Genomic DNA, 26,213 nt, shown 5'->3' with positions numbered 1-26,213 from the left:
CGCCGGCCGGCCCGGTGCACATCGAAGGAAGAAGACGATGATCAAACGTACGAGGCTGACCGGCTTCGTGGGCACCGCGGCGGTGGTAGCGCTGGCCGCGTCGATGGCCCCGTCCCCGGCCCACGCCGCCGTCGCGACAGCGACACTGGCGGAGAAGGCCGCGGCCCTCAACACCCTGGGTATCCCGCCGGAGCCCAAGTTCACCGGCCAGAAGGACTGCGACCTCACCATCTCCATCTGGGAGGAGCTCGACGGCCAGGCGAACCGCAAGGAGGTCCGCGCCGCGGCGGTCAACGCGTTCGCCAGCCCGGTGGTCCTTCAGCAGGGCGACACCACCCCGTGCACGCTCTTCATCCGTACCGATGTCTTCGCGGCGAAGCAGCGTGACGTCGCGAACGAGCTGGCGGTTCAGGAGCAGGAGCGCGTCGAGCGGGAGCTGAAGCAGAAGGCCGCCCTCACCATCGGCCTGACCGTCAGCACCGACGACCTCGGCCTGACCGTGAAGAACTTCGTCGACCTGGTCCGCAAGAGCGACAAGGCCGGGCCGCGCGTGAAAGCGGGTGCACAGACCGCATATGACGGCTCCGCCGCCGACCAGCTCGCCTTCCTCGGTGACGGCATCGTCGCCGCGCACGAGGCCGACCGGGAGGAGCAGATCCGGATCGACACCCAGCACGACGAAGCTCTCCGGCGCAAACTGATCGAAGAGGCCGCCCGCAAACGCGCGCTCGCCGTCCTGCTCGTCGACGCCACCGACGGCATGCTCGCCGCCAGCGACCGTGACTTCATCACCTACATCTGGGAGAACGCCGCCCAGGGCACCGAAGTCCGCGGCGCCGCCGAGCGTGCCGTCCTCAGTCGCGAGCCCGCCGACTGGAACGCCTACATCCACACCGGCATCCACGAGGCCCGCGAGGCCGACCGCCAGGCCGCCATCCGCAAGAAGTACGAGGCCGACGTGGCCAAGGCCGACGCCATCGTCGCGGAAGCCACCAAGAACGGCCACCACAACCTGGCGCACGCCACCCGCAAGGCGCTCGCCGGTAGCGCCACCGAGCTGGACCAGTTCCTCCGGGTCGGACAGTTCGACCTCGACCTGATCACCGGGTTCGAGGCCGGCGAGGTGGGACTGACCTGGACGAACACCGCGGTTCCCGGTAGCCCGGTGAACGTCGACAACTGTCTGCCCATGCAGTCGCGCCTGCTGAGTGCCCAGGTGACCACAGCCAACGCGCAGGTCAACAAGGCCGAGGCGGACCTGACGTTCCTGCAGATGGAGATCTCGGCCGCCACCACGGCAGCGGAGAAGGCGCGGCTCACGGCCAAGCTTCCGGCCGCCCGGAAGGCGATCACCGACGCCAAGGCCGCCCACGCCAAGGCCAAGGCGACGTACGACGCCTGCCTGGCGAAGGCTCCGGAGGCCGCCCTCTCCACGACGAAGGCCCGGACCGGCACCAACGCGCTGCAGATCGTCGGCAACGACCGGAACGCGACCCGCTCGTACGCGTACTTCCAGACGATGAACCTGGACCGCGTCATGGTCGGCGAGAACACCGTGCTGTCCTACTGGATCTTCCCGTCCGCCGGCGACTGGCTGCCGAGTGACAGCTCGTGCGTGGCCGTGGACCTGATCTTCAGCAACGGCGCCAACCTGCGTGACTCCGGTGCCGTCGACCAGAACGGCAACCGGGCGCACCCGGCCCAGCAGTGCGGCAAGCTCAAGGCCAACGAGTGGAACCAGGTCACCGTCCCGCTCGGCAAGCTGTTCAACGGGCGGGCGGTCACGCGACTCGACGTCGCCTACGACCAGGCGGCCGAGACCGGTGCGTTCCGCGCCTACATCGACGACATCAGCATCACCGGCTGATCGATGAATGCCGGTGGGTGGCGAGCATGCCGCCCACCGGCATTGTCGTATCCGCGTGTCGGACGGCCGGTTGATGACGCAGGGCACCGGTGATGGCACCATGCGCCGGTGAGTTTCGACCTTGTGGTGTGGGCCATGGACCGGACGGCGGATCAGGACGCGGTCCGGGCCGCGAACGCGCGCTGCTTCCGCGGTGATCATCCACAGCGCGCCGCCGACCCCCGCGTCGTCGCCTTCTACGACGCCGTGACCAGCCACTACCCGGACCGCGGGCCACGTGCTGCGGAGCCCGGGTCGCCATGGGCCAGTGCTCCGCTGCACGCCGAGGCCGACCACATCCACATGCGACTCGACGAGAACTGCGCCGACGTGGTGCTCGAGATGATCGAGAAGTACGCCGCGCAGTTCCATCTCGACCTGCTCGACCTGCAGGACGGCTCGGTATACCGGGCGTACTAGTCGGCTCGCAGATCGACCAGGGCGGCGCGGGACGAGCCGATCCCGGCGGCCACCCGGGCCAGCAGGTCCGGTTCGACAGGCGAGTCCACGGTCAGGGTCATCAGCGCCTCGCCACCGGCGGCCCGGCGGGCGACCTGCATGGCGGCGATGTTCACGCCGACCTCGCCGAGCATGGTGCCGATCCGGCCGACCACGCCCGGGCGATCGGTGTACCGCAGGAACAGCAGCACTCCGTCCGGGGTCAGATCCAGGTCGAAGTCGTCCAGTTCGACGAGCTTGGCGGCATCTCGCCCGGCGACACTCACCGCCCGGCCGTCGGGCAGAGCGCCACGGACCCGGAGCAGGTCACCGGACTCCTCGACGGCCGACATCTGCACTGTGACCCCACGCTCGGCGGCCAGGCGGGACGCGTTCACGTACGTCACCGGCTCGCTCACCACCGGGGCGAACAGTCCCTTCAGGACGGCCAACTCCAGAACCGAGACGTCGTGGCCGGCGGCGGTGCCGTGCACCTCGACGGTCACCCGCTCGGGCAGATGCCCGGCCACCGCGGTGAGGACCCGGCCTAGTTTCTCGGCCAGCGGCAGCAGCGGCCGCACGTCCTCGTCGAGCGGGCCGCCGGCCCGCACGTTCACCGCGTCCGGCACGAACTCGCCGCGTAGGGCCAGCCGCACACTGCGGGCCACCGCCAGGCCGGCCTTGTCCTGAGCCTCCACCGTGGACGCACCCAGGTGCGGCGTCACCACCACGTTGTCCAGGGCGAACAGCGGCGAGGACGTGAGCGGTTCGGTCTCGAACACATCGAGTCCGGCACCGGCCACCCGCCCGTCGGCCAGTGCCTCGGCGAGCGCGCGTTCGTCGACCAGCCCACCCCGGGCCGCGTTGACGATGCGCACCCCCGGCTTGACCAGGTTCAGTTCCTTCTCTCCGATCAAACCCACGGTCTCGGGGGTACGGGGAAGGTGCACCGAGATGAAGTCGCTCTCGCGCAGAAGCTCGTCGAGGCCGGCCAGGTGCACGCCCAGTTGGGCCGCGCGGGCCGGCTGCACGTACGGGTCGTACGCGATCAGCCGTACCCCGAAAGCCGCCATGCGCTGCGCGAACAGGACGCCGATCCGTCCCAGGCCGACCACCCCGACGGTTTTGCCGTGCACCTCGACCCCGGTGTACGCCGAGCGTCGCCAGGCGCCCGCCTTGAGCGCGGCGCTCGCCGCCGCGGTGTGCCGGGCCACCGCCAGCAGCAGTGCCACCGCCTGTTCCGCAGCCGACACGATGTTGCTGGTGGGCGCGTTGACGACGAGCACACCGCGGGCCGTGGCGGCCGGGATGTCGACGTTGTCGAGGCCGACGCCGGCGCGGGCCACGACCTTGAGACGGTCCGCCACGGACAGCGCCTCGGCGTCGATGGTCGTCGCGCTGCGAATGATCACCGCATGCGAATCGGGCAGCGCCCCGAGGAGCGCTGCCCGATTCGTGCCGTCGATCTCTCTGATCTCGAAGTCCTCGGCCAACACGTCGAGTGCGGCCGCTGCCAGTTCCTCGGTGACGAGCACTACTGGACTCATGAACCTCGATATTAGAGGCGTTTCTCTAGATCAGGCGGTCTCGGTGATGGGCCGGTCCACCCAGCTCATCATGCCGCGCAGCTTCGCACCGGTGATCTCGATCGGGTGCTTGGCGGCCTCCTCGCGGAACTTCTTGAGCTCCGGCGCGCCGGCGTCGTCGTCGGCGATCAGGCGGCGGGTGAACTCGCCGGACTGGATGTCGGCGAGGATCTTCTTCATCTCCTCCTTGACCGACGCGTTGATCACGCGCGGGCCGGAGACGTAGTCACCGAACTCGGCGGTGTCCGAGACGCTGTAGCGCTGGCGGGCGATGCCGCCCTCGTACATCAGGTCGACGATCAGCTTGAGCTCGTGCAGGCACTCGAAGTAGGCGATCTCGGGGGCGTAGCCCGCCTCGGTCAGCACCTCGAAACCGGTCTGCACGAGGGCGGACGCGCCACCGCAGAGGACGGCCTGCTCGCCGAAGAGGTCGGTCTCGGTCTCTTCCTTGAAGGTCGTCTTGATGACGCCGGCACGGGTGCCACCGATCGCCTTCGCGTAGGAGAGAGCGAGCGCCTGACCGTCGCCGGTCGGGTCCTGCTCGATCGCGATCAGGGCCGGGACGCCCTTGCCGTCCACGTACTGGCGGCGGACCAGGTGGCCCGGGCCCTTCGGGGCGACCATGGCGATGGTGACGTCGGCCGGCGGCTTGATCAGCTCGAAGCGGATGTTCAGGCCGTGGCCGAAGAAGAGCGCCTTGCCCGCGGTCAGGTTCGGCTCGATCGACTCAGCGTAGATCTTGCGCTGCGCGGTGTCCGGTGCGAGCACCATGATCACGTCGGCCCAGGCGGAGGCCTCGGCCGGGGTCTTCACGGTGAGGCCCTGCTCCTCGGCCTTCGGGCGGCTCTTCGAGCCCTCCTGCAGACCCACCACGACCTCGACGCCCGAGTCGCGCAGCGACAGCGAGTGCGCGTGACCCTGGCTGCCGTAGCCGATCACGGCGACCTTCTTGCCCTGGATGATCGACAGATCGGCGTCGCCGTCGTAGAACACTTCCGCGGTCATGACTTCCTTCTTCTCTGTGGCTTGCTTCGTAGGTCAGGCGGCGCGGAGCGCCGGGCCCGTGGTGATGGACCGAGACCCGCGGCCGATGGCCACGAGGCCCGACTGGACCATCTCCTTGATGCCGTACGGCTCGAGGTCGCGCAGCAACGCATCCAGTTTGTCGGGATTACCGGTGGCCTCGATCGTCAGGGTGTCCGGAGCGACGTCGATCACTCGCGCCCGGAACAGCTCGACGGTCTCGAGCACCTGGCCGCGCTGCGCCCGATCGGCACGCACCTTGACCAGCAGGAGCTCGCGCTGGACCGACTGGGCCGGGTCCAGCTCCACGATCTTCAGGACGTTGACCAGCTTGTTGAGCTGTTTGGTGACCTGCTCCAACGGAGACGAGTCCGCGTTGACCACGATCGTGATGCGGCTGACGTCCGGGTTCTCCGTCTCGCCGACCGCCAGGGAGTCGATGTTGAAGCTGCGCCGGGAGAACAGCCCGCTCACCCGGGCGAGCACACCGGGCTTGTTCTCGACCAGCACCGAGAGTGTGTGTTTGTTGGTCACAGGTCGTCCTCTTCGAACGTCGGGCGCACGTCCCGGGCGAACATGATCTCGTCGTTGCTGGTGCCGGCCGGGACCATCGGCCACACCATGGCGTCCTTGCCGACCGTGAAGTCGATGACCACCGGGGCGTCGTTGATCTCCATGGCCTGCTTGATCACCTTGTCGACGTCGTCCTTCGACTCGCACCGCAGGCCGATGCAGCCGAGCGCCTCGGCCAGCTTCACGAAGTCCGGGATCCGGTGCTTGTGGGTGCCCAGCTCGGTGTTGGAGTAGCGGCCGTCGTAGAACAGGGTCTGCCACTGCCGGACCATGCCCAGGTTGCCGTTGTTGATCACGGCGACCTTGATCGGGATGCCCTCCAGGGCGCAGGTGGCCAGCTCCTGGTTGGTCATCTGGAAGCAGCCGTCGCCGTCGATCGCCCACACCGTGGTGTCCGGCTGCGCGACCTTGGCGCCCATCGCGGCCGGAACCGCGTAGCCCATCGTTCCGGCGCCGCCCGAGTTGAGCCAGGTGCCCGGCTTCTCGTACTTGATGAACTGGGACGCCCACATCTGGTGCTGCCCGACGCCGGCGCAGTAGATCGCGTCCGGACCGACGATCTCGCCGATCCGCTCGATCACGTACTGCGGGGCCAGCGTGCCGTCGGTCGGCTCGTCGTAGCCGAGCGGGTAGCGCTCGCGGATGTCGTTCAGCGTGGCCCACCAGGCGGCGTACTGCTCGGTGCCGCCCGCGGACGAGGAGACCGCCGCGATCAGCTCGTCGATCACGTGCCGGGCGTCGCCCACGATCGGGACGTCGGCGTGCCGGTTCTTGCCGATCTCGGCCGGGTCGATGTCGGCGTGCACCACCTTGGCGTCGGGCGCGAACGAGTCGAGCCGGCCGGTCACCCGGTCGTCGAAACGGGCGCCCAGGGTGACCAGCAGGTCCGACTTCTGCAGCGCGTAGACGGCCGGGACCGTGCCGTGCATGCCGGGCATGCCCAGGTGCTGCGGGTGTGAGTCGGGGAACGCGCCGAGGCCCATCAGCGTGGTGACCACCGGGATGCCGGTGAGCTCGGCCAGCTTGCGCAGCCCGTCGGTCGCACCGGCCTTGTGGACGCCGCCGCCCACGTACAGCACCGGGCGTTTGGCCGCGGCGATCAGCCGGGCCGCCTCGCGGATCTGCTTGCCGTGCGGGTGCAGCGTCGGGCGGTAGCCCGGCAGGTCCAGCGTCGGCGGCCACTGGAAGGTGGTCTGCGACTGGAGCACGTCCTTCGGGATGTCCACCAGGACCGGGCCGGGGCGACCGGTGAGCGCCAGGTGGAACGCCTCGGCCAGGATGCGGGGCAGTTCCTCGGCGTTCTGCACCAGGAAGTTGTGCTTGGTGATCGGCAGGGTGATGCCCTGGATGTCGGCCTCCTGGAAGGCGTCCGTGCCGATGTACGGCCGGCCGACCTGCCCGGTGATCGCGACGATCGGGACCGAGTCCATGTACGCGTCGGCGATCGGCGTGACCAGGTTGGTGGCGCCCGGCCCGCTGGTCGCGATGCAGACCCCGACCTTGCCGGTGGCCTGCGCGTAGCCGGTGGCCGCGTGCCCGGCGCCCTGCTCGTGGCGCACCAGGATGTGCCGCACCTTCGAGTCGAACAGCGGGTCGTACGCCGGCAGGATCGCGCCGCCCGGAATGCCGAACGCGACCTCGACCCCGAGCGCCTCGAGCGACCGGACGAGCGCGCCGGCACCGGTGGTGGCTACCGGGGCCACGGTGGCGGGAGCGGTGTTCACGGCCGCCGCGACGGTGGCCGGAGTGGCTCGGTGTGCGAGGGATTCAGGAGTGGGTCTCGTCATGGCAAGTCAGACCTTTTCGGTAAGCGGTCCCGGTACTTGAGCAACAAAAAAGGCCCTCGTGCAGGTATGCACGGGACCTAGCGCACTGGTCTCCGGGAAGTCTCCGGGAGGACAGTGCGCTCAGATAAGTACTCGGGACGCGAAGCACATGCGCCTAACCTTGCCCCATCTCACGGCCTGAGTCAACTGATCCCACATTTTGATCACTCGTGGCCGCGGCGAATCCCGGATCGCTCGGCAGCAACGCTCTGACCTGCCGCATTCCCGGTCCGAGCTGCACCACCTGACTACGCGCCGGTGCGTCGTTCTGCGGCGGTGACGACCTCGGCGCGGGCGCCGGACGCGGGGCCGGCGAGCGCAGCGACAGCAGCCGGGACTCGAAGTGCTCGGCCGGCACACCCCAGCCGAACAGCGACCCCTGGCCCAGCCGGCAGCCCGCCTCCTCGACGATCTCCCGCTGCGCCGGGGTGCCGATCCCCTCGGCCAGCACCTCCAGGCCGAGCCGGTGCCCGAGCCGGACCACCACGTCGACCAGCGGCGCCGCCGTACCGGTCCGGGACTCGGGCTCGGCCACCAGCGCGTGATCGATCTTCAGGATGTCCACCGGCAGCGTCCGCAGCTGGGTCAGCGACGAATAGCCGGCACCGAAGTCGTCCAGCGCGATCCGGACCCCGGTCTCGCGCAGCTCGGCGAGCCGCCGGACCAGCTCCTCCATGTCGGTGGCGACGGCGTGCTCGGTCACCTCCAGGACGAGACGCTGCGGGGGTACACCGTACTCGGCCAGCACGTCGGCGACCTGCGCGGCGTAGTCGGAGTTGTGCAGTTCCTTCGGTGACAGGTTCACCGACAACCAGACGTCATGGCCCTTGGCCCGCCACTCGGCGAGCTGCTTGACCGACTGCTCCAGCACCCACGCGCCGATCCGGTTGATCAGGCCGGACTCCTCGGCGACCGGAATGAACTCGACCGGGGCGACCCGGCCCAGCTCCGGATGGGTCCAGCGGAGCAGCGCCTCGGCACCGACCGGGCGCATCGACGGCAGCGCCACCACCGGCTGGAACACCAGATGCAGCTGGTCACGGTCGATGGCGTGGCGCAGTTCACCGGTCAGCGTGCCGCGGCGGCGCAGCAGTTCGTCGTACCCCTGCTGGTATCGCTCGACCCGGTTCTTGCCGCGCTGTTTGGCGTAACGCAGGGCCAGGTCCGCGTCGTGCAGCAGCTCGCCGGTCGCGGCCACGCCCAGGCTCGCGGACAGGAAGATCGAACCCCCGTCGACCTCGTACGGCTCCCCCAGCACCGCGAGCAGCCGATGGGCGGCGAGCGCCGCCTCGTCCGCGTCGCCGTGCATCAGCACCGCGAACTCGTCGCCGCCGAGCCGGGCCGCCACATCCCCGGCCAGCAGGTTGCGCCGCAGCCGGGCACCCACCTCGGCCAGCACCCGGTCCCCGACGTCGTGGCCGCGCAGATCGTTGACGGTCTTGAAGCCGTCCATGTCGATACCGATCAGGGCGCCCCGCTCCCCGGCCGAGCGCAGCGCCCGCTGCAGTCCGCGCCGGTTGGCCAGCCCGGTCAGCGGGTCCGTGTGGGCCAACTCCCGGAAGTGCGCCTCGCTCTGCCGCAGTCGCAGCGTGTACCGCCGCACGTCGTCGAGCGCCAGGTACTGCCGGGACACCAGGGCCAGGCCCTCGACCGTGGCGCCGAGATAACCGAACACGTCCATCACGCCACCCCGGGCCAGGTGGTAACCGAGCGCGCCGACCATGGCGACCATCGGGACGACCGCGTACGCCGCACCGCGCTCCAGCACGTCCCCGGACACCTCGACCGGCCGGTCGGCGGCCCGCACCGCCCACGCCACATGCGCCAGCCCGGCCGTCAGCAGCAGGCCGCTGACCAGCGTGTATCCGTCGTGGTCCCGGCAGATGCCGATGGCCAGCACGTTCGCGGCGGCGGCCACCACGGTGACCCCGGCCGCCACCCGGACGGTGTGCCGCCGCGGCCGGTGGGCGTGCAGCGCGAGCACCGCGGTGAGGCCCAGCCCGAGCACCAGCAGCACCGCCGGCAGCAGGATGGCCAGGCACTTGTTGGGAGTGGCGTCACCCAGGATCCGGGTCGGCTCACTGACCAGCACCCACCCGACGAACCAGATCGCGGCCGCGATGACCAGCCCGTCCAGCACGTGCCGGATCGCGGCGGCCGGGCTGCGGGCCGAACCGGGCAGCGCCACCGTGCCGGCCAGCAGGGTCAGCGTGCCCAGCCCCATGCCGATCGCGACCGCGGTGGCCAGCGCGCGGCTGTGACCGGGATCGCTGTGCTGCCCGCCGAGCAGGGCCGTGACCAGGCCGGCCAGGGCGGCCCCGGTCGCCACCGCACCGCCGGCCGCCAGGAGAAGATGGGCACGCCGGGCCGCGCCGGTGTGCCGGCGGCCGGACCGGCCCAGGTAGGCGACCGCCGGGACGGCGGCGAGCAGGCCCGCGAGGCCCGCCAGCTCCATACCGGACGGTGAGTGCACGGACACACTGTGCCGGATCTTCTCGGATTGCGACACCCCCGGCGTCCCGCGCTGTGGACGTCCGGCACGGTCCACGGCCCGGACGGTGGCACTATGGGGGGCATGCCTGAGCTGCGCTCCCGGACCTCGACCCACGGTCGGACGATGGCCGGTGCCCGCGCCCTGTGGCGCGCCACCGGCATGACCGACGACGACTTCGGCAAGCCGATCGTCGCCATCGCCAACAGTTACACCCAGTTCGTACCCGGGCATGTGCATCTCAAGGATCTCGGCGGCCTCGTCGCCGAGTCGATCGCCGAGGCCGGTGGTGTCGGCCGCGAGTTCAACACGATCGCCGTCGACGACGGCATCGCGATGGGCCACGGCGGCATGCTCTACTCCCTGCCCAGCCGTGAGCTGATCGCCGACGCGGTCGAGTACATGGTGAACGCCCACTGCGCGGACGCGCTGGTCTGCATCTCCAACTGCGACAAGATCACCCCGGGCATGCTGCTGGCCGCGCTGCGGCTCGACATCCCGACGGTGTTCGTCTCCGGCGGCCCGATGGAGGCCGGCAAGACGATCGCCATCGAGGGCATCGTCCACGAGAAGCTCGACCTGGTCGACGCGATGAGCGCCGCCGCCAACGACAAGGTGACCGACGCCCAGCTGGACACCATCGAGCGGTCCGCCTGCCCGACCTGCGGCTCGTGCTCCGGCATGTTCACCGCCAACTCGATGAACTGCCTGACCGAGGCGATCGGCCTGTCGCTGCCCGGCAACGGCTCGACGCTCGCCACGCACGCGTCCCGCAAGGCGCTGTTCACCGAGGCGGGCCGGCTGATCGTGGAGATCGCCAAGGAGTATTACGAGAACAACGACGAGTCGGTGCTGCCGCGGGCCATCGCCAGCCGGGACGCCTTCGAGAACGCGGTCGCCCTGGACGTGGCGATGGGCGGCTCGACCAACACGATCCTGCACCTGCTGGCCGCGGCCCGGGAGGCCGAGCTCGACTTCAGCGTCTCCGACATCGACGCGATCTCCCGCCGGGTGCCCTGCCTGTCGAAGGTGGCGCCGAACAGCCCGAAGTACCACATGGAGGACGTGCACCGGGCCGGTGGCATTCCGGCGCTGCTCGGTGAGCTGAACCGGGGCGGTGTCCTCAAGACGAACGTCCGCGCGGTGCACTCCCCCGACCTGACCTCCTGGCTCGACAAGTGGGACATCCGCGGTTCCGCACCGGCACCTGAGGCTCTTGAGCTGTTCCACGCCGCCCCCGGTGGCGTCCGCACCACCGAGCCGTTCAGCACCGAGAACCGGTGGGCGAAACTCGACACCGACGCGGTCGAGGGCTGCATCCGGTCGGTCGAGCACGCGTACACCGTCGATGGTGGCCTGGCGATCCTCTTCGGCAACCTCGCCCCGGACGGCTGCGTCGTCAAGACCGCCGGGGTCGACGAGTCGATCTGGAAGTTCACCGGGCCGGCCCGCGTCTACGAGTCGCAGGACGACGCGGTGACCGGCATCCTCGGCAAGGAGGTCGTCGAGGGAGACGTGGTGATCATCCGGTATGAGGGCCCGCGCGGCGGGCCGGGCATGCAGGAGATGCTCTACCCCACGTCCTTCCTCAAGGGCCGGGGTCTGGGCAAGGCCTGCGCGCTGATCACCGACGGGCGCTTCTCCGGCGGCACCTCCGGGCTGTCGATCGGACATGTCTCCCCCGAGGCGGCCGGAGGTGGGCTGATCGCCCTGGTGGAGACCGGTGACGAGATCACCATCGACATCCCGGGCCGGTCGATCACGCTCAACGTCCACGACGACGTGCTGGCCCAGCGCCGGCACGAGCAGGAACGGCGGCCGAAGCCGTATACGCCGGTCGACCGGCAGCGTCCGGTTTCGGCGGCGCTGCGCGCCTACGCGTCGATGGCCACCGCGGCCAGCGACGGCGCTTACCGGCGCGTCCCGGAGTGACCTGCTTCCGGAGGCGGGTCGGGTGATTCCGGCCGGCCTCCGGAATCACCCCGGCCGCACCGCCGAACACGATGCCGACCGCCGCGCGGATCGCGCCCGTCCATGGGGCGACGTCACCGACGCCGACGTCTCCCCGGCCGCCTGAACCGGCTCACTTCCACTCGGGGAACGGCTGTCCCGGAATCTTCTGGGCCAGGTAGCGCAGCACCTCACGGCAGTCGATGTTCGGCGAGCTGTAGGTGTTGCCCTTCAGCGCCTCCAGCAGCGGACGGTCGCCGGACAGCTGGTCGTCCTCGTTGTGGCAGGTCAGTCTGGTGTCCACCGCCGACTGCGGGATGCGCATGACGTAGCGGGTGTCGGCGTGCAGGACCGTCACCCACTCGTCGGTCTCGGCGATCGGATAACCCACGAACCGGCTCTGCGGCACCACCTGGAGCTGGTTGACGCCGTCCGACAGGTTCTGGGTGGCGGGCACCACCGGGGTGTTGAGCAGGAACGCCTGCGCGGACACCCATGGCGCGTCGAGACTGTGCATGAACTGGAAGGCCAGCGCGGCGGCACCGACATAGACGACCGACAGGCCCCGCCAGCCGGCCATGGCCCGATGCCGGCGGGTCAGACGCTCGTCGGTGGAACCGGCCCACCGCCGGCGCAGATGGCGCATGGCCAGCTCGACGACGAGAGCGACGAGCACCACGGCCAGGCCCTGCAGAAGGTACCGGAACGGCGAGGCCAGAGCGGTCACACCGGCGACGATCAGGATCAGGGGCCAGAGAGCCGGCTGGATCCTGGCCCGGAACCGGACCGCGAACCACAGGGTCCCCAGCGCGATGGCGGGCAGGATGTAGTACGCGTAGATGGTGACCGTGCCCAGCGCCACCTGGATCGGTGTCGCCGCGAGCAGGGCCGTCGTGGTGGTCAGCGAATACCGCCCCACCCCGTAGATCTTGATCAGGAACAGCAGCAGGAGCAGGGCGGATCCGACCGCGAGCAGCTCCCGCGAGGTGATCTTCGGCTCCGGCCGCTCGACGGTCGCGTCGACATCGACCGGCGCGGCCGGATCGTCGTCGGCGGCGCGGCGTGGGGCCGGCAGCGGATTTCGCGGCTCGACGGGCGGACTGTACGGGTGGATACGGGAACGCTTCCGGGGGTTCGCCATCGCCGCACAGCCCTTCGTCAGCCCGGTGTCCGCGCGCCTAGCGTAGGCACCGCCGACAACGGCCGGAAACGCGGACGCCGCCGTCCGATGCGGACGGCGGCGCCTGCGTTCTCCGGGGTCAGCGGACGGTGGTGGACACCGCCGCTCCGGGGCCCGCCCCGGCCGCGTTCACGGCCTGGACGGTCGCCCGGTACCGGGTGTTCGTCGGGATCTCGGCCGGCGCGGTGAGGCTCGCCGACCCGGCCCCGGCCGGGACGGTGGTCACCACCGCCGCGCCCTGGGCGTTGCCCTTGGCGTTCAGGCGCTGCCAGGTGATCCGGTAGCCGGTGATCTTCGAACCGCCGGTGGCGGCGGGGGCGGTCCAGCGGATGGTGGTGGTCAGCTTGCCGCCCCTACCGCCGGGCTTGGCGGTCAGGTCACGGGCCTTTCCGGGTACGGTCCGCGGCGTCACCAGGGTGCTGGAGTCGGACCACGGGCCGGCGCCGAGCGCGTTGACCGCCCGGACCCGGAACCGGTAGGCCGTGCCGTTGACCAGATCGGTCACCGTCTGCACACCGGCCGCGGCCGGGGCCGTGCGCAGCGCGCCGGACTGGCGGCCGTCACCCTTCGACACCTGGATCTCGTAGCGCCGGATCGGGCTTCCGCCGTTGTCGATCGGGGCCGTCCACCTGACCACCGCGGCGCCCTCGGCGGGAGCCGGCCGGCCGATCCGGGCGGCGCCGGGCACGGTCCGGGTGTCCGGAGTGGAGCCGGGTCCACTCGGGGTCGGCGTGACACTGCCGGTGGGGCTGGGCGACGTCGGGCCGGGCGAGGTGGTGCGGGTCGGCGACACGGTCGGGCCGGGAGTGGCCGTGCGGGTCGGGGTGGGAGTCGGCGTGACGGTGGTGGTGACCGTGGGCGTCGGAGTGACCGGTCCGGTGGTGGTACCGGGGTTACCGGTACCCGGGTTACCAGTACCGGGATTGCCGGTACCGGGGTCGGTCGTGCCGGGGTCGGTGGTGCCAGGGTCGGTGGTACCGGGGTCCGTGGTACCGGGGTCGACCGAGGCGGCCGGGACGACCGTGTTGGAGATGCCGGAGTAGGCGCTGGCACCCGCCGCGTTCACGGCCCGGACCCAGAAGGCGTAGCCCATGCCGTTGGTCAACCCGGTCATGGTCATCTCGGTGGCTCCCGCGTCGGCCACGTCGACACCGATCACGATGCCGGTCTCCGCGTCCAGCGCCTGAACCTCGTACCCGTAGATCGGGGTTCCACCGTCGTAGAGCGGAGTGACCCAGCGGACCAGGGCACTCTCGTCCCCGCCGGTGGCCGCCCCGATGGCCGGAGCGTCCGGGGCGACGGGGGTGACCGGCCGAGGCGGCGTGACGACCGGCGGCGTGGTGGTCGGCGGCGCGGTGGTCGGGGTGACGACCGGCGGCGTGGTGGTGGGCGTGACGACCGGCGGGGTGGTGGTCGGCGTGACGACCGGCGGCGTGGTCGTCGGGACCGGGTTCGGAGCGGGCTCCTCCTCGTTCTCGCCGGGCTCGGCCGGGTCGTCGTCACCGGGGACGGCCGCGACCGGAGTGACCGGGCCGAACGGCGCGGTGAAGACGCCCGGGCCGGCCGCGGTGTCGGCGCGGACCCGGAACGTGTAGCCCTCGCCGTTGGTCAGTCCGGTGACGACCAGGCTGCGGGTGCTCGGGTCGAGGCTGGTCGACACGGTTCCGCCGGTGCCGGTGCGCTCCAGCGTGAGGCCGGTGATCGGCTCGCCGCCGGTGGCGTCCGGAACCGTTATCAGGACGGTGGCCCGACCGTCGCCGGCGAACGCGCTGACGCCCAGGAAGGCCGACATGCCGGCGATGTCCACGATCTCGTCGTCGAAGTGCAGCAGCTCGACGTTGCGGACGAGGTCGTTGCCGTCGGGGCCGGAGACGAGCACGCCACCGGAGATCGGGGTGATCGAGTACTCGGCCCGGGCTCCGGCGAAGACCGCGGTGTCCCGACCCGGCGTGGGCGAGGACGCGATCTCCCGTACCACCGTGATGTCGTTGGGGTTGATCTTGCCGGCGAAGACGTCGGCGCGGAGCTCGGCCAGTGAGGACGCGGTGATCGAGGTGCCCCGGACCGCGAGCCGGGCCGTCAGATGGCGGTCGCCGTCGATGATGTCGTCGCCGAGACGGCCCTGGATCAGGTCGTCGCCGGCGCCGCCGAGCAGGATGTTGCCCTCGCCCCAGACGTTGCCGATGAGGTCACAGGGACGGCCGGTGCGGTTGACGACACCGGTCGCGGGCATCGGCAATTCGGTGACCACCTGGTCGAGGCCGCGGATCCGGGCGATGCCGGTGGCGTCGAGGGCGTCGCAGCCGATCGCGCCGTCGGTGGCGGGCACCGAGTCGTCGCCGCGCAGGACGTCGTCGCCGGGGCCGCCGGAGAGCGACTCGACCTCGTCGTAGCGGTCGCGGACGCCGGTGTCGAGGCCGTCGAGGCCGAGAAGCGGCAGGTCGAGGTCGGAGTCGATGGTGTCGGTACCCGCGATGGACCAGTCCCAGCCGGAGCCGCCGGCGTTCTTCTCGATGCCGGGGCCCTGGACCCCGATGTCGTCGCCGCCCTCCATGTCGTAGTCGTCGTCGCCGCCCTGGCCGATCAGCACGTCGTGGCCGGGCTTGTTGGAGTCGTCCCGGAAGAACAGGTTGCCGCTGTCGCCGGAGAGCAGGTCGGGTGAGTCGCCGCCCTCCATCCAGTCGTGGCCCGAGTCACCGAACGCGCTGTCCTCGCCGTCCCCGGCGATGATCATGTCGTCGCCCTCGCCGCCGAACGTCTCGTTGGCGTTGGCGCCGCCGTTGGTGAAGTCGCGTCCATCGCCGCCGAGGATGATGTCGGCGCCGGGGCCGGCGTCGATCGCGTCGTTGCCGGGACCGCCCATGGAGAAGTCGGCGCCGCCGGAGTCGGTGAGGATGTCGTCGTCCTCGCCGCCGACCGTGACGTCGTCACCGGCGCCACCTTCGAGCACGTCGTCGCCCTCGGCACCCCAGATGGTGTCGTTGTCGTTGCCGGCCAGGATCCGGTCGGAGTTCTCGGTGCCGTTGAAGACCGACTGGGCGTTCATGCCCGCCTTGTCGACGCTGTTACGGGCCCGGTACGCGATGGTGCCGTCCGGGAGGCGCATCAGCAGAGCGCGTTCGTTGCACTCACTGGCCGGGTCGTCGTCGACCAGGTTGCCCTGCCGGCTGTACCCGTTCGTGGTGCCGTCGAGCGCGGCCATGTCGAACTTGCAGTCGGCGGTGGCGAAGACGTCGGCACGCAGGCCACCGGCGGTGGTGTTGCGGCTGATCAGCTCGGCGAACGTGTTGCCCTCGAGTTGGCCGCGCAGGTTCATGCCGGGGGTACGGGCCAGGTAGTACAGCCGGTCGCCGTTCTGCAGGGCGGTCAGCTGGGTCTCGAAGACGTAGTCGAAGGTGCTGCCGAGCAGCCCGCCGAACGGCTCGGTGGTCTCGGCGAGCCCGCCGATCCACAGGTCGATGTCGTCGAGCCCGGAGTTCGCCGTAGTCCAGGTGCCGGTGGCGTTCAGGAAGTCGGCGCCGGCCGGGGTCTCCAGCAGGTTCCGCGCGGCGGCCCGCTTCGCGTCCACCGTCGTCGCACCCAGAATCGACGGGTGCCGGCCGTACGCGGCCACGAAGTTGACGAGTGACTCGGGGTGCTTGAGGTGCTCACCGAAGTCGATCCAGCTGACGTACGGCCGCAGCCGCCCGTCGTTCGTCGTCGAGTGCAGCACCCGGCGCAGGTTGTTCAGTGTCGGGATGCCCTCGGACCGGCCGCGGGCGATGTTGATCGCGCCCAGGTCCATCGGCAGGCCGAGCAGGTTGCTGCGCAGCGTGTCGGTCATGAACTCGTCGAGGTCGTTGCCGACCTGCTCGGTCATGCCCATGACGATCTCGCCGGCCGCGGCCTCCGGGGACAGGGTGCCGCCATTGGTGAACGCGGGCGGGTTGAGGAAGCCGTCGAGCAGGGAGAGGTTCCCGGCGGTGGGCCGCTGGATGGTCTCGGTCAGCATCGAGTGGCCGAACCGGTAGACGGCGTGCGCGAACTCGGCGTAGACGGCCGGGTCGAGCTCGGTCTGGGTGAACGCGGCCGGCTGGAAGGGGTTGATCGCCGGCTGGATCTTGCGGGCGAACTCCTCGAAGACGAGATGCTGGTACTCCATCTCGTTGATGAACTTGGCGGCCTGGAAGATCCGCTCGCCGGTCCACTCCGGGTTCCCGTCGATGATCCGGGTGATGTCGCCGACCAGGCGGTTGTGCTCGGAGTGGAAGATCTGGTGCACCGCGGTGAGGCCGATGTTCTCGTTGGCCCGGCCGTCACCGGCGATGTAGTGGGCGGCGAGCATCTCGTCGTCGTAGGTGCCGGCCGGCTGAGACGCGAAGTCCGCCGAGGCGACCGTGTCGGAGTCCGGGGCGAGCGTCTTCGACGGGGTGGCGTTGTGCGCGATGTCGGTGAGGAACGGGGTGTCGAAGTGCACCACGTCCGCGGGCACCGCCACCGGGTTCGCGAGGTCGCCCTCGACCAGGCCGGTCGCGGTGACGTACTGCGGGAGGCCGCGGGCCGGGCCGGGGACGAGGTTGCCGTACGCGTCGGCGAGCACCATCGGCACGTTCAGAGCGTCCAGGTCGCTCAGCGCGAGACCGAGCACGTCACGGGCCTGCCGCTTGACGTCGGCCCAGGTGGGCAGACCACCGGCGGCACCGCCGAGCAGGTTGCCGGTGGCCTTCGCGCCGGTGCCGTATTCGCGCAGGAACACCTGGTGGGCGGCGTGCGACGTGTAGGTCTGCGAGTTGTCCACGTACGGGGTGTCGGTGTTCTTCGACGGGTTCGCGGCCCGGGTGAGCATCATGAACCGCATGGCCGGCGGTACGAACTTCGCGTCACCCGGCTTGGGGTCGTCGGCGGTCCCGGCGGTCCGGTCCGGTCCGGCGACCAGCGGGTCGTCGGCGCGCAGCGGCACCATCACGATGTCGTTGCCCTTGACCGTCTGGTCGATGCCGTGGTCGAAGAACTGCCCGAAGAGCGTGAACCACGAGTTGTACGGCGCGGACAGCCCGAAGTCGGTGGTGACGTTGGGGATGAACAGCGTGACGCCGTCGGTGTTGCCGCCGGAGACCGCGACCGCCGCCGGGTTGGCCGCGGTCTGGTCGGCGATGATGTTGCTGATCTGCCGCGGCGCCGCGTCGACCGGGCGGGTGCCCTGGTAGACGCCGCTGTACTGGGCCGGCGCGAGACGCGGGAACTCCTGGTCGGCCGCGCCGTACCTCTCCTGTCCCGGCGTGAGGTGGTTGCAGGTCCCGTCGACCGTGCGCAGGCCCATCGAGAGCATGGGGCTGCCGAGCTGGTCCAGCAGGGCTCCGCACGGACCGGTCTCGCTGGTGGTGCCGGCGACGTGCGCCTCAGCGATCTTGATCTGCTTGAGGATGTACGACAGATCGGCCTGGGTGATCGTGAAACCCTGGCCGATCGGGGCGGCCTGGGCGGGAACGACCATGACAGTGGTGGTGAGCAGCGCACCGAGCGCGGCGGCGGACCAGACTCTACGCAAGGGGGGACCTCATCCGGAGAGCGCGAGTGCCCGTTTAGGTGGGCTATTTCGGCATATGTTGGGGTGGCGAGCAGTGGTCCACCTGAAGAGATCCTGAAAACAGAAAAGGCCCCCTCTCAGCGAGGAGGCCTTTCCATCGGTTCGATCAATGTCCGCCGTGCGGTTCATCCGTGATGTCGGGTACGCCGTGCGACAGGTCCACACCCGGTCCGGGCAGGTTCGCCGTCACGTGGACCCGGTCCGGGGGCACCCCGGCGGCCCGCGCCATCGAATCCCGTACCGCGGCGATCTGCGGGTCGCCCAGCACCGCCCCGAAGTAGCGGACCGTCACCCCGTCCGGCTGCACATCGGTGACATAGCGGTTCAGCGAGTCGCTCAGCACACCCTCGTCGTCCTGCCGCTGCGACACCTGCGCCGGCGTGACCCCGTCGGCCGGAACCACACAGAACGTCAGGTCGTGCACGAGCACCGGCTGGACCAGGTAGAACGCGACACTGGCGGGCTGGTGGTCACGCATCAGCGCCTCGGCGTCGTAGACCCGGACGTCCTCGTCGAGCACGAACGTCATCTCCGGGACCAGGTACTCCAGCATGTCCGCGGAGAAGACCGCGAACGAGGCGTCGGTCAGCGAGCCGAGTTTCGCCTCGGTGGCCAGCGCCCGCAGCTCCTTCGCGATGGCGGCCCGGTCCGCGCCGGGCGCCGGGTGGATCGCGATGGCGGCCCGCCGGCGCACCATCGGGCCGTCGAAGGACGTGCCGGCCAGTTCGTCACCCTTGTCGCCGGCGACGACGTGGGCGACCGGGGTGGGCGGCTCGGCCGCGGGGTACGCGTACCACGCGACCCCCGCGGCGGCCACCAGCAGTCCGGCGAGAACCCGCCTCATCAGCTGCCCAGCGGGTAGCTCGGCGCGTACGCCACGGGCATCTCGGCCGAGTCGTCGGGGTAGGCCGGGTCGGCGTGGATCGGGTCGTTGTTCATCATGTCGCCGACCGCGAACTGGATCATCATGTCGCTGTCCTCGTGCACCAGGTTGTGGCAGTGCAGCATGTACCGGCCGCCGTCGTTGCCGTCGCCGGTGGTGAACTGCATGAGCACCGACGCGGTCTCGTTCTCGCCCAGGTAGAAGACGTCCTTCGGACCGTTCTCCCAGGCGAACGGCTTGTTGCCGGACGTGTTGTTGCGGGAGAGCAACTGCCCGTCGATCAGGTGGATGTGCACCGGATGGAACCAGCCACCCGACTCGTTGACCAGGTCCCAGATCTCCACGTCGTACGGCTTCGGGTTGCCGAGCACCCGCTTGAAGTCGCTCTTCTCGACGTCGTCCCAGGTCTCCCCGTTGACGGTCCAGAGGCCGTGCTTGCGCTCGACGCGCACGGTCCGGCGGGCCACCGCCATCTCCGGCTTCAGCTTCATCACGTCGAGCGCGCCCCGGTCGGCCCACGGCACCGGGCCGGCGTCCAGGGTCGTCGGGATCACGTACGTGTCCGGCGCCCCCGAGTCGGCGACCACCTCGAACTGCATCACCTTGTCGGTGTTCTTGAAGTCCTCGTTGTTCTTGTTGCTGAGGTTGCGCAGCTCGATCTTCTGTCCGACCTTGTACTTCCGGAAGTCGATCAGCACCTCGTACCGCTCGGCCGCGCCCTGCCGGAACGACTCGACCGCGGCCACCTTCGGCACCATGCCGCCGTCGGTGCCGACGACGTGGAACGGGTCGCCGGTGCTGAGTCGGAACCGGTACGAACGGGAGATCGACGACACCAGGAACCGGAAGCGGTAGACACGCGGCTTGACCCGCATCTTCGGCCACGGCACGCCGTTCACCATGATCACGTCGCCCATGAAACCGGCGTGGTCCTCGTCGTCGAAGGCCACCGAACCGTCCGCCTTGAACGCGATGTCGCTGACCACGATCGGTACGTCGTACTGGCCCTGGGGCAGCTGGGCGGCCTCGTACGCGTCGGTCAGGTGGTACTGGGCGGCCAGACCGGAGTAGGCGTTCGCCGCGGTGGTCCGGTGGTTGTGGTCGTGGTACCAGAGGGTCCGGGCCGGCTGCCAGTTCGGGTACTTGTACGTCTTGCACTGACCGGGGTGGGTGTGGTCGTTGGCGTATCCGTCGTACTGCGGCAGCGACGCCGAACCGTGCAGGTGGGTGACCGTGCTGAACGGCTGCCCGTTGATCTTGTTGACGGTCAGCGAGTTCTTGATCCGCACCTCGGAACGGGTGCCCCGGGGGACCCGGATGGTCGGGCCGGGGAAGATCCCGTTGTAGCCGGCGATCGTGGTGGTCAGTCCGGGCACCAGGCTCGCCTGCCCGAACTTCTGGGTGAGCCGGTACTTCTGGAACGGGCCCTGGTCGTCGGTGCCCTCCTCGTACGGCATCAGCACCGGCGGGCGGCGGAACATGTTGGTGAACGGCGTCGGTGTGTTCTTCGAGGCCAGGCTGCTCGACTGCGCGATCACCGCGCCACCGCCGGCCGCGATGACCAGGCCGCCACCACCGAGAGCGATCGCACCTTTGAGCAGGTCACGCCGGCTCAGACTTCCCCGTGTCATCGAACTCCCTCGCGCTTCTCGTCATCAGTCGGCAGCGAAGCTAGGAGCAGGCCCTTTGGTAATCCTGTGGAAAGCCTCAACCCGGTGCCGCCGAGCGCCGAAACGTCCTCGGAAGAACCCACGAGGAGGCCACATGCGCGTCAGCGTGCTCGGGCAGCTGACCGTCACCGGCGACTCCGGCGAGGCGCTGCCCGCCGGTGAACTGCCCCGCCGCGCCCGTCAGGTGCTCGCGGTCCTGGCCGCGCGACACGACCGGATCCAGTCGAAGGACGCGCTCGCCGACTCGGTCTGGGGCGACGACCTGCCCGGCAACCATGTGGCCGCGCTGGAGCACTACGTCTCGGTGATCAGGCGACGGCTCCAGCCGGACGGCAACTCGGCGAACTGGTTCATCGTCACCCGCAGCGGCGGGTACCTCTTCGACACCGCCCGGGCCGGTCTCGATCTGGCCGACCTGCGCACGCTGATCCGACGGCTGGACGCGCCCACCCCGGGTTCCCCCGAACGCCTGGCCGTGCACGCCGACATCCTGGCCCTGGCCCGGCAGTTGCCGTTCCCGGAGGACCCGTACGCCGAATGGGCCGAACCGGTCCGCACCGAGGTGCAGATCGCGGCCGTGAACGCGCTGCTCCAACACGCCGCGGCGACTCTCGGTGACGACCCGGCCCGGTCGCTGCGGCTGGCCCAGGAGGCGATCGAGCTCAACCCGTTCCTGGAGTCCGGCTATCGGGCGGCGATGACCGCGGCGATCGCGATGGACCGGCAGGACGACGCGCTGCGGATCTTCGAACGCTGCCGGCAACTCCTCGACGAGGAACTCGGCGTGGCACCGTCGGCCGACCTGGTCCGGTTGCAGCGTGAGGTGCTGGCCACCCGTACCGCTCCGGTCGAGCTGCCGGTGCCGCCGTCGGCACAGCCGGGTGTGCTGCCGGAACCGATCCGGGAACGGTTCCTGGGCCGGATCACCGAGCTGCGGCTGCTGCTGGAGCCGGATCCGCCGCCCGTGGTGCACATCGTCGGCCCGTCCGGTTCCGGCAAGTCCGCGTTCCTGGCCGAGCTGGAACGGCACGCGCCGCGCCGGGTCGGTGTCGGGCACGGCGCGTCCTCGGTCGGGGTGCTGCGGCACGCCTGGCTGCGGGCCGTCCTGACCGACCTGGGTGCGTCCGGCGAGGTGCTCGCGGTCGTCGACGAGGCCGGGCCGGAGCAGCCGCTGCTGCGACCCGATCTGGAGCGCATCGGCACCGCGCTGGACGGACCGGAGCCGATCTTCGTGGCCATCGACGACGCCGCCGACCTGGACGCGGCGAGTGTCGCCGAGCTGTCCTGGCTGGGGCGGCACTGCCCGGCGCTGCGGATCGTGCTCACCTACTGCTACCCGTCGGAGATCGCCGAGCGCCCGCTCTCCGGGCTCGGCTCACCGGTGGTGCTGCGTCTGGAACCGCTCAGCGAGGACGACCTGGGCGTCCTCGGCGACAAGGAGTTGGCGGAACGCACCGGCGGCATCCCGGCACTGGTCGGTGCGGCGGTGCGGCCCACCGAGGTGTCGCATGCCGTGGCCATGCAGATCGCCCGCCAACGCACCCGCTGGATGCCCGATCCGTCGTGGGAGATCCTGCGGTTGTGCGCGGTTCTCGGCCCGCTCAGTGTCGGCGAGCTGTCCACGCTCACCGGTTACCCGATGCCGGAGTTGCTGACCTGCGTCGACCACCTGGTGCACGCCCACCTGCTCACCGAGAACGAGGACGGCCGGGTCCGGCACCGCAGCTCGCTGATCAGCGAGGCGGTCTCCGGCCAGGTCTCCGCGGCCTCCGCCCGCTATCTGCGCCGCCGCCTGGCCGCCGACAATTAGAAAACGATGCGGCGGGCTCCGGTCGAGGAGCCCGCCGCATCTTTCCTGTTGTACGGCTACGTGCGCCGAGGTCGAGCTGAGGCGGTCAGTTCGTCACGTTCACCGGGAACGCGAGCACCTGCCCACCGGTCGAGCTGACCAGACTGATCGTGCGGATGGTGCCCGGGGTGGGGCCGGTCACCCGGATGCTGAACGCGCCCGCCGCGTCGACGGTCACCGGGGTGCCGATGACCCGGCCGGTCAGCGCGTTGCCCAGAACCGCGGTGACCCGCTGTCCGGCGAGCAGGTTGCTGGTGCCGGAGATGCGCCATTCGTTGTTGCCGGTGCGGTACCGGACGGTCAGTCCGGTGAAGGTCTCCGCCTGCGGCCGGATCGTCACCCGCGAGCTGCTCGAACCGGACGGGTTGCGGGTGGTCAGTTCCAGCACCACCGGCTCGTTGTCGTAGACGAAGGCGGCGTTCGGGCCGGGGGCGGCCGGCATCGCCTGGTTCGGGTAGACGAACGTGGGCTTGGAGCTGTTCGCCCCGGTCAGGGACACGGTCGGCCCGGACACCTGGGTCCACGCGAAGGTCTCCACACCTGTCGACGCGGAGCCGTCCAGGTTGACCGTGCGACCGCGGACGACCGTCTGGTCGGGGCCGGCGACGGCCGCCGCCGGTGCGGTGCCGGTGACCGTCACCGGGACGGTGAGCGGGGTGGCCGCGCCACCCGGGCCGGACACGGCCAGGCGGAACGTGTAGGTGCCGGCCTGGACCGGGACGAACGAGGCGATCGGGGTGGTCGCGCCGGTCAGGATGACCGCCGGTCCACCGGTCTGTACCCAGGAGTACGTGTCGATCGCGCCGGTCGAGCCGCTGCCGTCGAGGGTGACCTTCTGGCCGGCGACCGCGCCGGTGGTGGCGACCGCGCCGGCGACCGGCAGGTCGGGGGTGAAGGCTCGGCCGGAACCGGTCAGCGGGACGGTGGTCGACCCACCGCTCGACGAGGTGACGGTGACCGTGGCGGGCGGCGCGACGACCCCGGTGAACGGGCCGGCGATCGGGCCGTACCCGGTGACCGACAGCTGCGGCGGGGTGGAGTCGGTGTCGCTGGAGGTGGCGGCGACGGTCAGGGTGCCGGCGTCGGCGTCGTACCTCGCGTCGGTGACCCGGACGACGTCGACCAGTTTGCGGGACTTCTTCGCGACCGGGCGGTCACCCGAGTTGACCACCTCGATCGTCGCGCCGGTGGCCGGCACCGAGCCGGTCACCGGGAAGCGGCCGTAGTAGTGGCCGTTGCTGCCGCGCAGCTTGGTGGTGCGGAAGCCGAGCTGCGAGTTCCCGGTCACCTCGATCGACTGGCCGGGCTCGCTGCTGGCGTACACCTCGATGACGCCGGTGCCGTCCGAACCGACCGTGTAGGTGGCCTGGTCGATGTCGACGCCGGAGTTGGTGGCGTACCGGCCCTGCACGCTGAACAGGTCGGTGAACCCGAGGTCGGCGATCACCGCGCCACTGGCCGGGTCGAGCTGCTCGACCCGGACGAAGTTGGTGGCGTACGGGCTGCCGACGACCCGGTGGTCCACACCCGGGTCACCGGTGTAGCCGGCCGGCGCGGCCGGGGCGACGGTCGGGTCCCACTTCAGGAAGGGACCGATCCGGCTGCCGATCGCCTGACCGAACGCACCCGGCGTGGTCCCGATGTCCTCGGTCATGTTGACGCCGCGATCGGTGGCGGTCAGATCGTCCACGCCGTACGGGTGGGTGATCCGGTAGCGGGTGCCCTCGACCGCGTCGAACCGGATCCGGACCCGGCCGAACACCATCTGGTCGCCGTCGCGCACCTCCTCGGCCGCCCAGGCGCCCTCCAGGTCCAGCCCGATGCCGAAGTCGACACCGTTGGACAGGGTCATCTCGGCCCCGGCCAGCTGGTAGAAGAACTCACCAGGGAAGTTGTCCGGGTACGAGACCGGGGCGTCCGGGTTCGGTACCTCGTCCGGCAGGGTCGAGCAGAGCGGGTCGTCCAGCGTCGTGCAGGCCTCCAGCCGCAGCCCGTTGCTGTCCCGGTACCAGGCCGGGAAGCCGTGCTCCGCCAGCGGGCCGGCCTGGGTGAGGCTGCCCTGCCGGGTGGCGGTGGTGACCACGACAGCGGCCGCGGTCCCGGCGAGGGGCGCGATCACCGCCACGGTCACCCCCGCGGTGACCGCGAAACGGCGCAGTTTCTTCTTCATCGAACTCCTCAGGGTTCTCCGGACGGCTCGACGCGCACCCTGCCTGGACGACCCTTGGTCCGCCTGAGTTCACCTGCGCATGGGCTTAGCTTTCGCTGAAAAAGTAGTGTGAGTTCCACGCCGGTAGCCGCCGGAGGCGGGGAACGGGGCGCATTGTTTCCGAGGACTGCGTGGCCGTACCACCGTGCGGGGTTGAAGAAACGGTGAGGCCCGCTCACCGTGAGTGGTGAGCGGGCCTCGCTGTAAATACGCTCTGTTACTTGAGTGCGCCCTCCATGATGCCGCGGACCAGCTGGCGCCCGCCGACCAGCAGCAGGATCACCAGGGGGACCGTGGCGACGAAGGCGCCGGCCAGAACGCGGCGGTAGACCACGTAGTTGCCGCTGGCCAGGTCGGACAGGGCGACCATCGACGTGGGGAAGTCGGTGCCGTTCAGGGTGATCAGCGGCCACTGGAAGTCGTTCCAGGTCGCCACGAAGGTGAGCAGGCCCAGGACGGCGAGGGCGGGTCGGATCGCCGGGACGACGACGGTCCAGTAGATGCGCAGCGTGAGGGCGCCGTCGATACGGGCCGCCTCGACCAACTCGTCCGGAATCGCGTGCCCGATGAACTGGCGCATGTAGAAGACGCCGAACGCGGTGACCAGGCCGGGGGCGATGACCGCGAGCAGGGTGCCGTTCCAGCCGAGCTCGTTCATCACGATGAAGAGCGCGACCACGCCGAGCTGGTTCGGCACCGTCAGGGTCAGGATGACGATGAACATCAGCACGTTGTTGCCCCTGAACCGCAGCTTGGCGAAGGCGAAGCCGGCCAGCGAGCAGAAGAACAGCGTCGACGCGGTCACCGCGACGGCCACGATCAAGCTGTTGATCAGCGAGGCGGTGAAGAAGACGTCCTGCATGGTGAAGACCTCACGCAGGTTCACCATGAGCTGATCGCCGGGGATCAGCGCCGGCGGCGACGACATCACGGCCTCGTCGCTGCTGGTCGCGATGACGAACATCCAGTACACCGGGAAGGCCGAGACCAGCAGGATCGCGGCCAGCCCGAAGTACGACTTCCAGGTGCCGGGGGTGTCCTGGGGCGCCCGGCTCAACAGGCG

Annotated in this window: 15 protein-coding genes; 4 read left to right on the top strand and 11 right to left on the bottom strand. The window is 70.3% G+C overall.

Annotation, left to right across the window (positions count from 1 at the left end; genetic code table 11):
- Positions 1-37: 37 nt before the first annotated feature.
- Positions 38-1,867: a hypothetical protein gene (locus tag Q0Z83_RS49015; RefSeq protein ID WP_317790442.1), complete on the top strand. Its 1,830-nt coding sequence runs from the start codon at positions 38-40 to the stop codon at positions 1,865-1,867.
- Between the two features lie 108 nt (positions 1,868-1,975).
- Positions 1,976-2,326 carry a hypothetical protein gene (locus Q0Z83_RS49010; RefSeq protein WP_317790441.1) on the top strand — a complete coding sequence of 117 codons (351 nt, stop codon included), beginning with the start codon at positions 1,976-1,978 and terminating at the stop codon, positions 2,324-2,326.
- Here Q0Z83_RS49010 and serA read toward each other — a convergent pair.
- The 5 genes from serA to Q0Z83_RS48985 form a co-directional block, all read right to left on the bottom strand.
- Positions 2,323-3,891 (bottom strand): phosphoglycerate dehydrogenase, encoded by a 1,569-nt coding sequence (gene serA / locus Q0Z83_RS49005; protein ID WP_317790440.1) that lies wholly within the window; start codon positions 3,889-3,891, stop codon positions 2,323-2,325. The genes Q0Z83_RS49010 and serA overlap by 4 nt on opposite strands.
- Positions 3,892-3,921: 30 nt before the next feature.
- A complete protein-coding gene (gene ilvC / locus Q0Z83_RS49000; RefSeq protein WP_317790439.1) occupies positions 3,922-4,935 on the bottom strand; it encodes a ketol-acid reductoisomerase in 1,014 nt (337 codons plus the stop codon).
- Between the two features lie 33 nt (positions 4,936-4,968).
- Entirely contained in the window at positions 4,969-5,487 is a 519-nt protein-coding gene (gene ilvN, locus Q0Z83_RS48995) for an acetolactate synthase small subunit (protein ID WP_106316311.1), read from the bottom strand.
- Positions 5,484-7,313 carry an acetolactate synthase large subunit gene (locus tag Q0Z83_RS48990; protein ID WP_317790438.1) on the bottom strand — a complete coding sequence of 610 codons (1,830 nt, stop codon included), beginning with the start codon at positions 7,311-7,313 and terminating at the stop codon, positions 5,484-5,486. The genes ilvN and Q0Z83_RS48990 overlap by 4 nt, the downstream gene beginning before the upstream one ends.
- 154 nt (positions 7,314-7,467) lie before the next feature.
- Complete coding sequence (locus Q0Z83_RS48985; RefSeq protein WP_317797335.1) at positions 7,468-9,807, bottom strand: putative bifunctional diguanylate cyclase/phosphodiesterase; 2,340 nt, start codon at positions 9,805-9,807, stop codon at positions 7,468-7,470.
- A gap of 120 nt (positions 9,808-9,927) precedes the next feature.
- On the opposite strand from Q0Z83_RS48985, the gene ilvD reads away from it, so the two are divergent.
- Entirely contained in the window at positions 9,928-11,775 is a 1,848-nt protein-coding gene (gene ilvD / locus Q0Z83_RS48980; RefSeq protein WP_317790437.1) for a dihydroxy-acid dehydratase, read from the top strand.
- Positions 11,776-11,926: 151 nt separating this feature from the next.
- Here ilvD and Q0Z83_RS48975 read toward each other — a convergent pair whose 3' ends face one another.
- From Q0Z83_RS48975 to Q0Z83_RS48960, 4 genes are all read right to left on the bottom strand, one after another.
- On the bottom strand, positions 11,927-12,934 hold the full coding sequence (locus Q0Z83_RS48975) for a hypothetical protein (protein ID WP_317790436.1): 1,008 nt from the start codon (positions 12,932-12,934) through the stop codon (positions 11,927-11,929).
- Positions 12,935-13,052: 118 nt separating this feature from the next.
- Complete coding sequence (locus Q0Z83_RS48970) at positions 13,053-18,500, bottom strand: peroxidase family protein (protein ID WP_317790435.1); 5,448 nt, start codon at positions 18,498-18,500, stop codon at positions 13,053-13,055.
- Between the two features lie 145 nt (positions 18,501-18,645).
- Positions 18,646-19,383, bottom strand: coding sequence for a hypothetical protein (locus Q0Z83_RS48965; RefSeq protein WP_317790434.1), 738 nt, complete (start codon positions 19,381-19,383; stop codon positions 18,646-18,648).
- On the bottom strand, positions 19,383-21,053 hold the full coding sequence (locus Q0Z83_RS48960) for a multicopper oxidase family protein (RefSeq protein ID WP_317790433.1): 1,671 nt from the start codon (positions 21,051-21,053) through the stop codon (positions 19,383-19,385). The genes Q0Z83_RS48965 and Q0Z83_RS48960 overlap by 1 nt, the downstream gene beginning before the upstream one ends.
- Before the next feature lie 133 nt (positions 21,054-21,186).
- Here Q0Z83_RS48960 and Q0Z83_RS48955 point away from each other — a divergent pair, with 133 nt between their 5' ends.
- On the top strand, positions 21,187-22,902 hold the full coding sequence (locus Q0Z83_RS48955) for an AfsR/SARP family transcriptional regulator (RefSeq protein ID WP_317790432.1): 1,716 nt from the start codon (positions 21,187-21,189) through the stop codon (positions 22,900-22,902).
- Between the two features lie 85 nt (positions 22,903-22,987).
- On the opposite strand, the gene Q0Z83_RS48950 is transcribed toward Q0Z83_RS48955, so the two are convergent.
- Positions 22,988-25,111, bottom strand: coding sequence for a PKD domain-containing protein (locus tag Q0Z83_RS48950; RefSeq protein ID WP_317790431.1), 2,124 nt, complete (start codon positions 25,109-25,111; stop codon positions 22,988-22,990).
- 256 nt (positions 25,112-25,367) lie between these two features.
- Complete coding sequence (locus Q0Z83_RS48945) at positions 25,368-26,207, bottom strand: carbohydrate ABC transporter permease (protein WP_378078782.1); 840 nt, start codon at positions 26,205-26,207, stop codon at positions 25,368-25,370.
- Between the last annotated feature and the right edge of the window lie 6 nt (positions 26,208-26,213).

The organism is Actinoplanes sichuanensis (assembly GCF_033097365.1).
GTDB classification, from domain to species: domain Bacteria; phylum Actinomycetota; class Actinomycetes; order Mycobacteriales; family Micromonosporaceae; genus Actinoplanes; species Actinoplanes sichuanensis.
This window is presented reverse-complemented; position numbering and strand designations above follow the sequence as displayed.

Excerpts from the sequence above, each read along its gene's own strand:
- Q0Z83_RS49015 (WP_317790442.1), top strand. The coding sequence starts at position 38 with ATGATCAAACGTACGAGGCTGACCGGCTTCGTGGGCACCGCGGCGGTG.
- serA (WP_317790440.1), bottom strand. The coding sequence starts at position 3,891 with ATGAGTCCAGTAGTGCTCGTCACCGAGGAACTGGCAGCGGCCGCACTC.
- ilvC (WP_317790439.1), bottom strand. The coding sequence starts at position 4,935 with ATGACCGCGGAAGTGTTCTACGACGGCGACGCCGATCTGTCGATCATC.
- Q0Z83_RS48990 (WP_317790438.1), bottom strand. The coding sequence starts at position 7,313 with ATGACGAGACCCACTCCTGAATCCCTCGCACACCGAGCCACTCCGGCC.
- Q0Z83_RS48985 (WP_317797335.1), bottom strand. The coding sequence starts at position 9,807 with ATGGAGCTGGCGGGCCTCGCGGGCCTGCTCGCCGCCGTCCCGGCGGTC.
- ilvD (WP_317790437.1), top strand. The coding sequence starts at position 9,928 with ATGCCTGAGCTGCGCTCCCGGACCTCGACCCACGGTCGGACGATGGCC.
- Q0Z83_RS48975 (WP_317790436.1), bottom strand. The coding sequence starts at position 12,934 with ATGGCGAACCCCCGGAAGCGTTCCCGTATCCACCCGTACAGTCCGCCC.
- Q0Z83_RS48965 (WP_317790434.1), bottom strand. The coding sequence starts at position 19,383 with ATGAGGCGGGTTCTCGCCGGACTGCTGGTGGCCGCCGCGGGGGTCGCG.
- Q0Z83_RS48960 (WP_317790433.1), bottom strand. The coding sequence starts at position 21,053 with ATGACACGGGGAAGTCTGAGCCGGCGTGACCTGCTCAAAGGTGCGATC.
- Q0Z83_RS48955 (WP_317790432.1), top strand. The coding sequence starts at position 21,187 with ATGCGCGTCAGCGTGCTCGGGCAGCTGACCGTCACCGGCGACTCCGGC.
- Q0Z83_RS48950 (WP_317790431.1), bottom strand. The coding sequence starts at position 25,111 with ATGAAGAAGAAACTGCGCCGTTTCGCGGTCACCGCGGGGGTGACCGTG.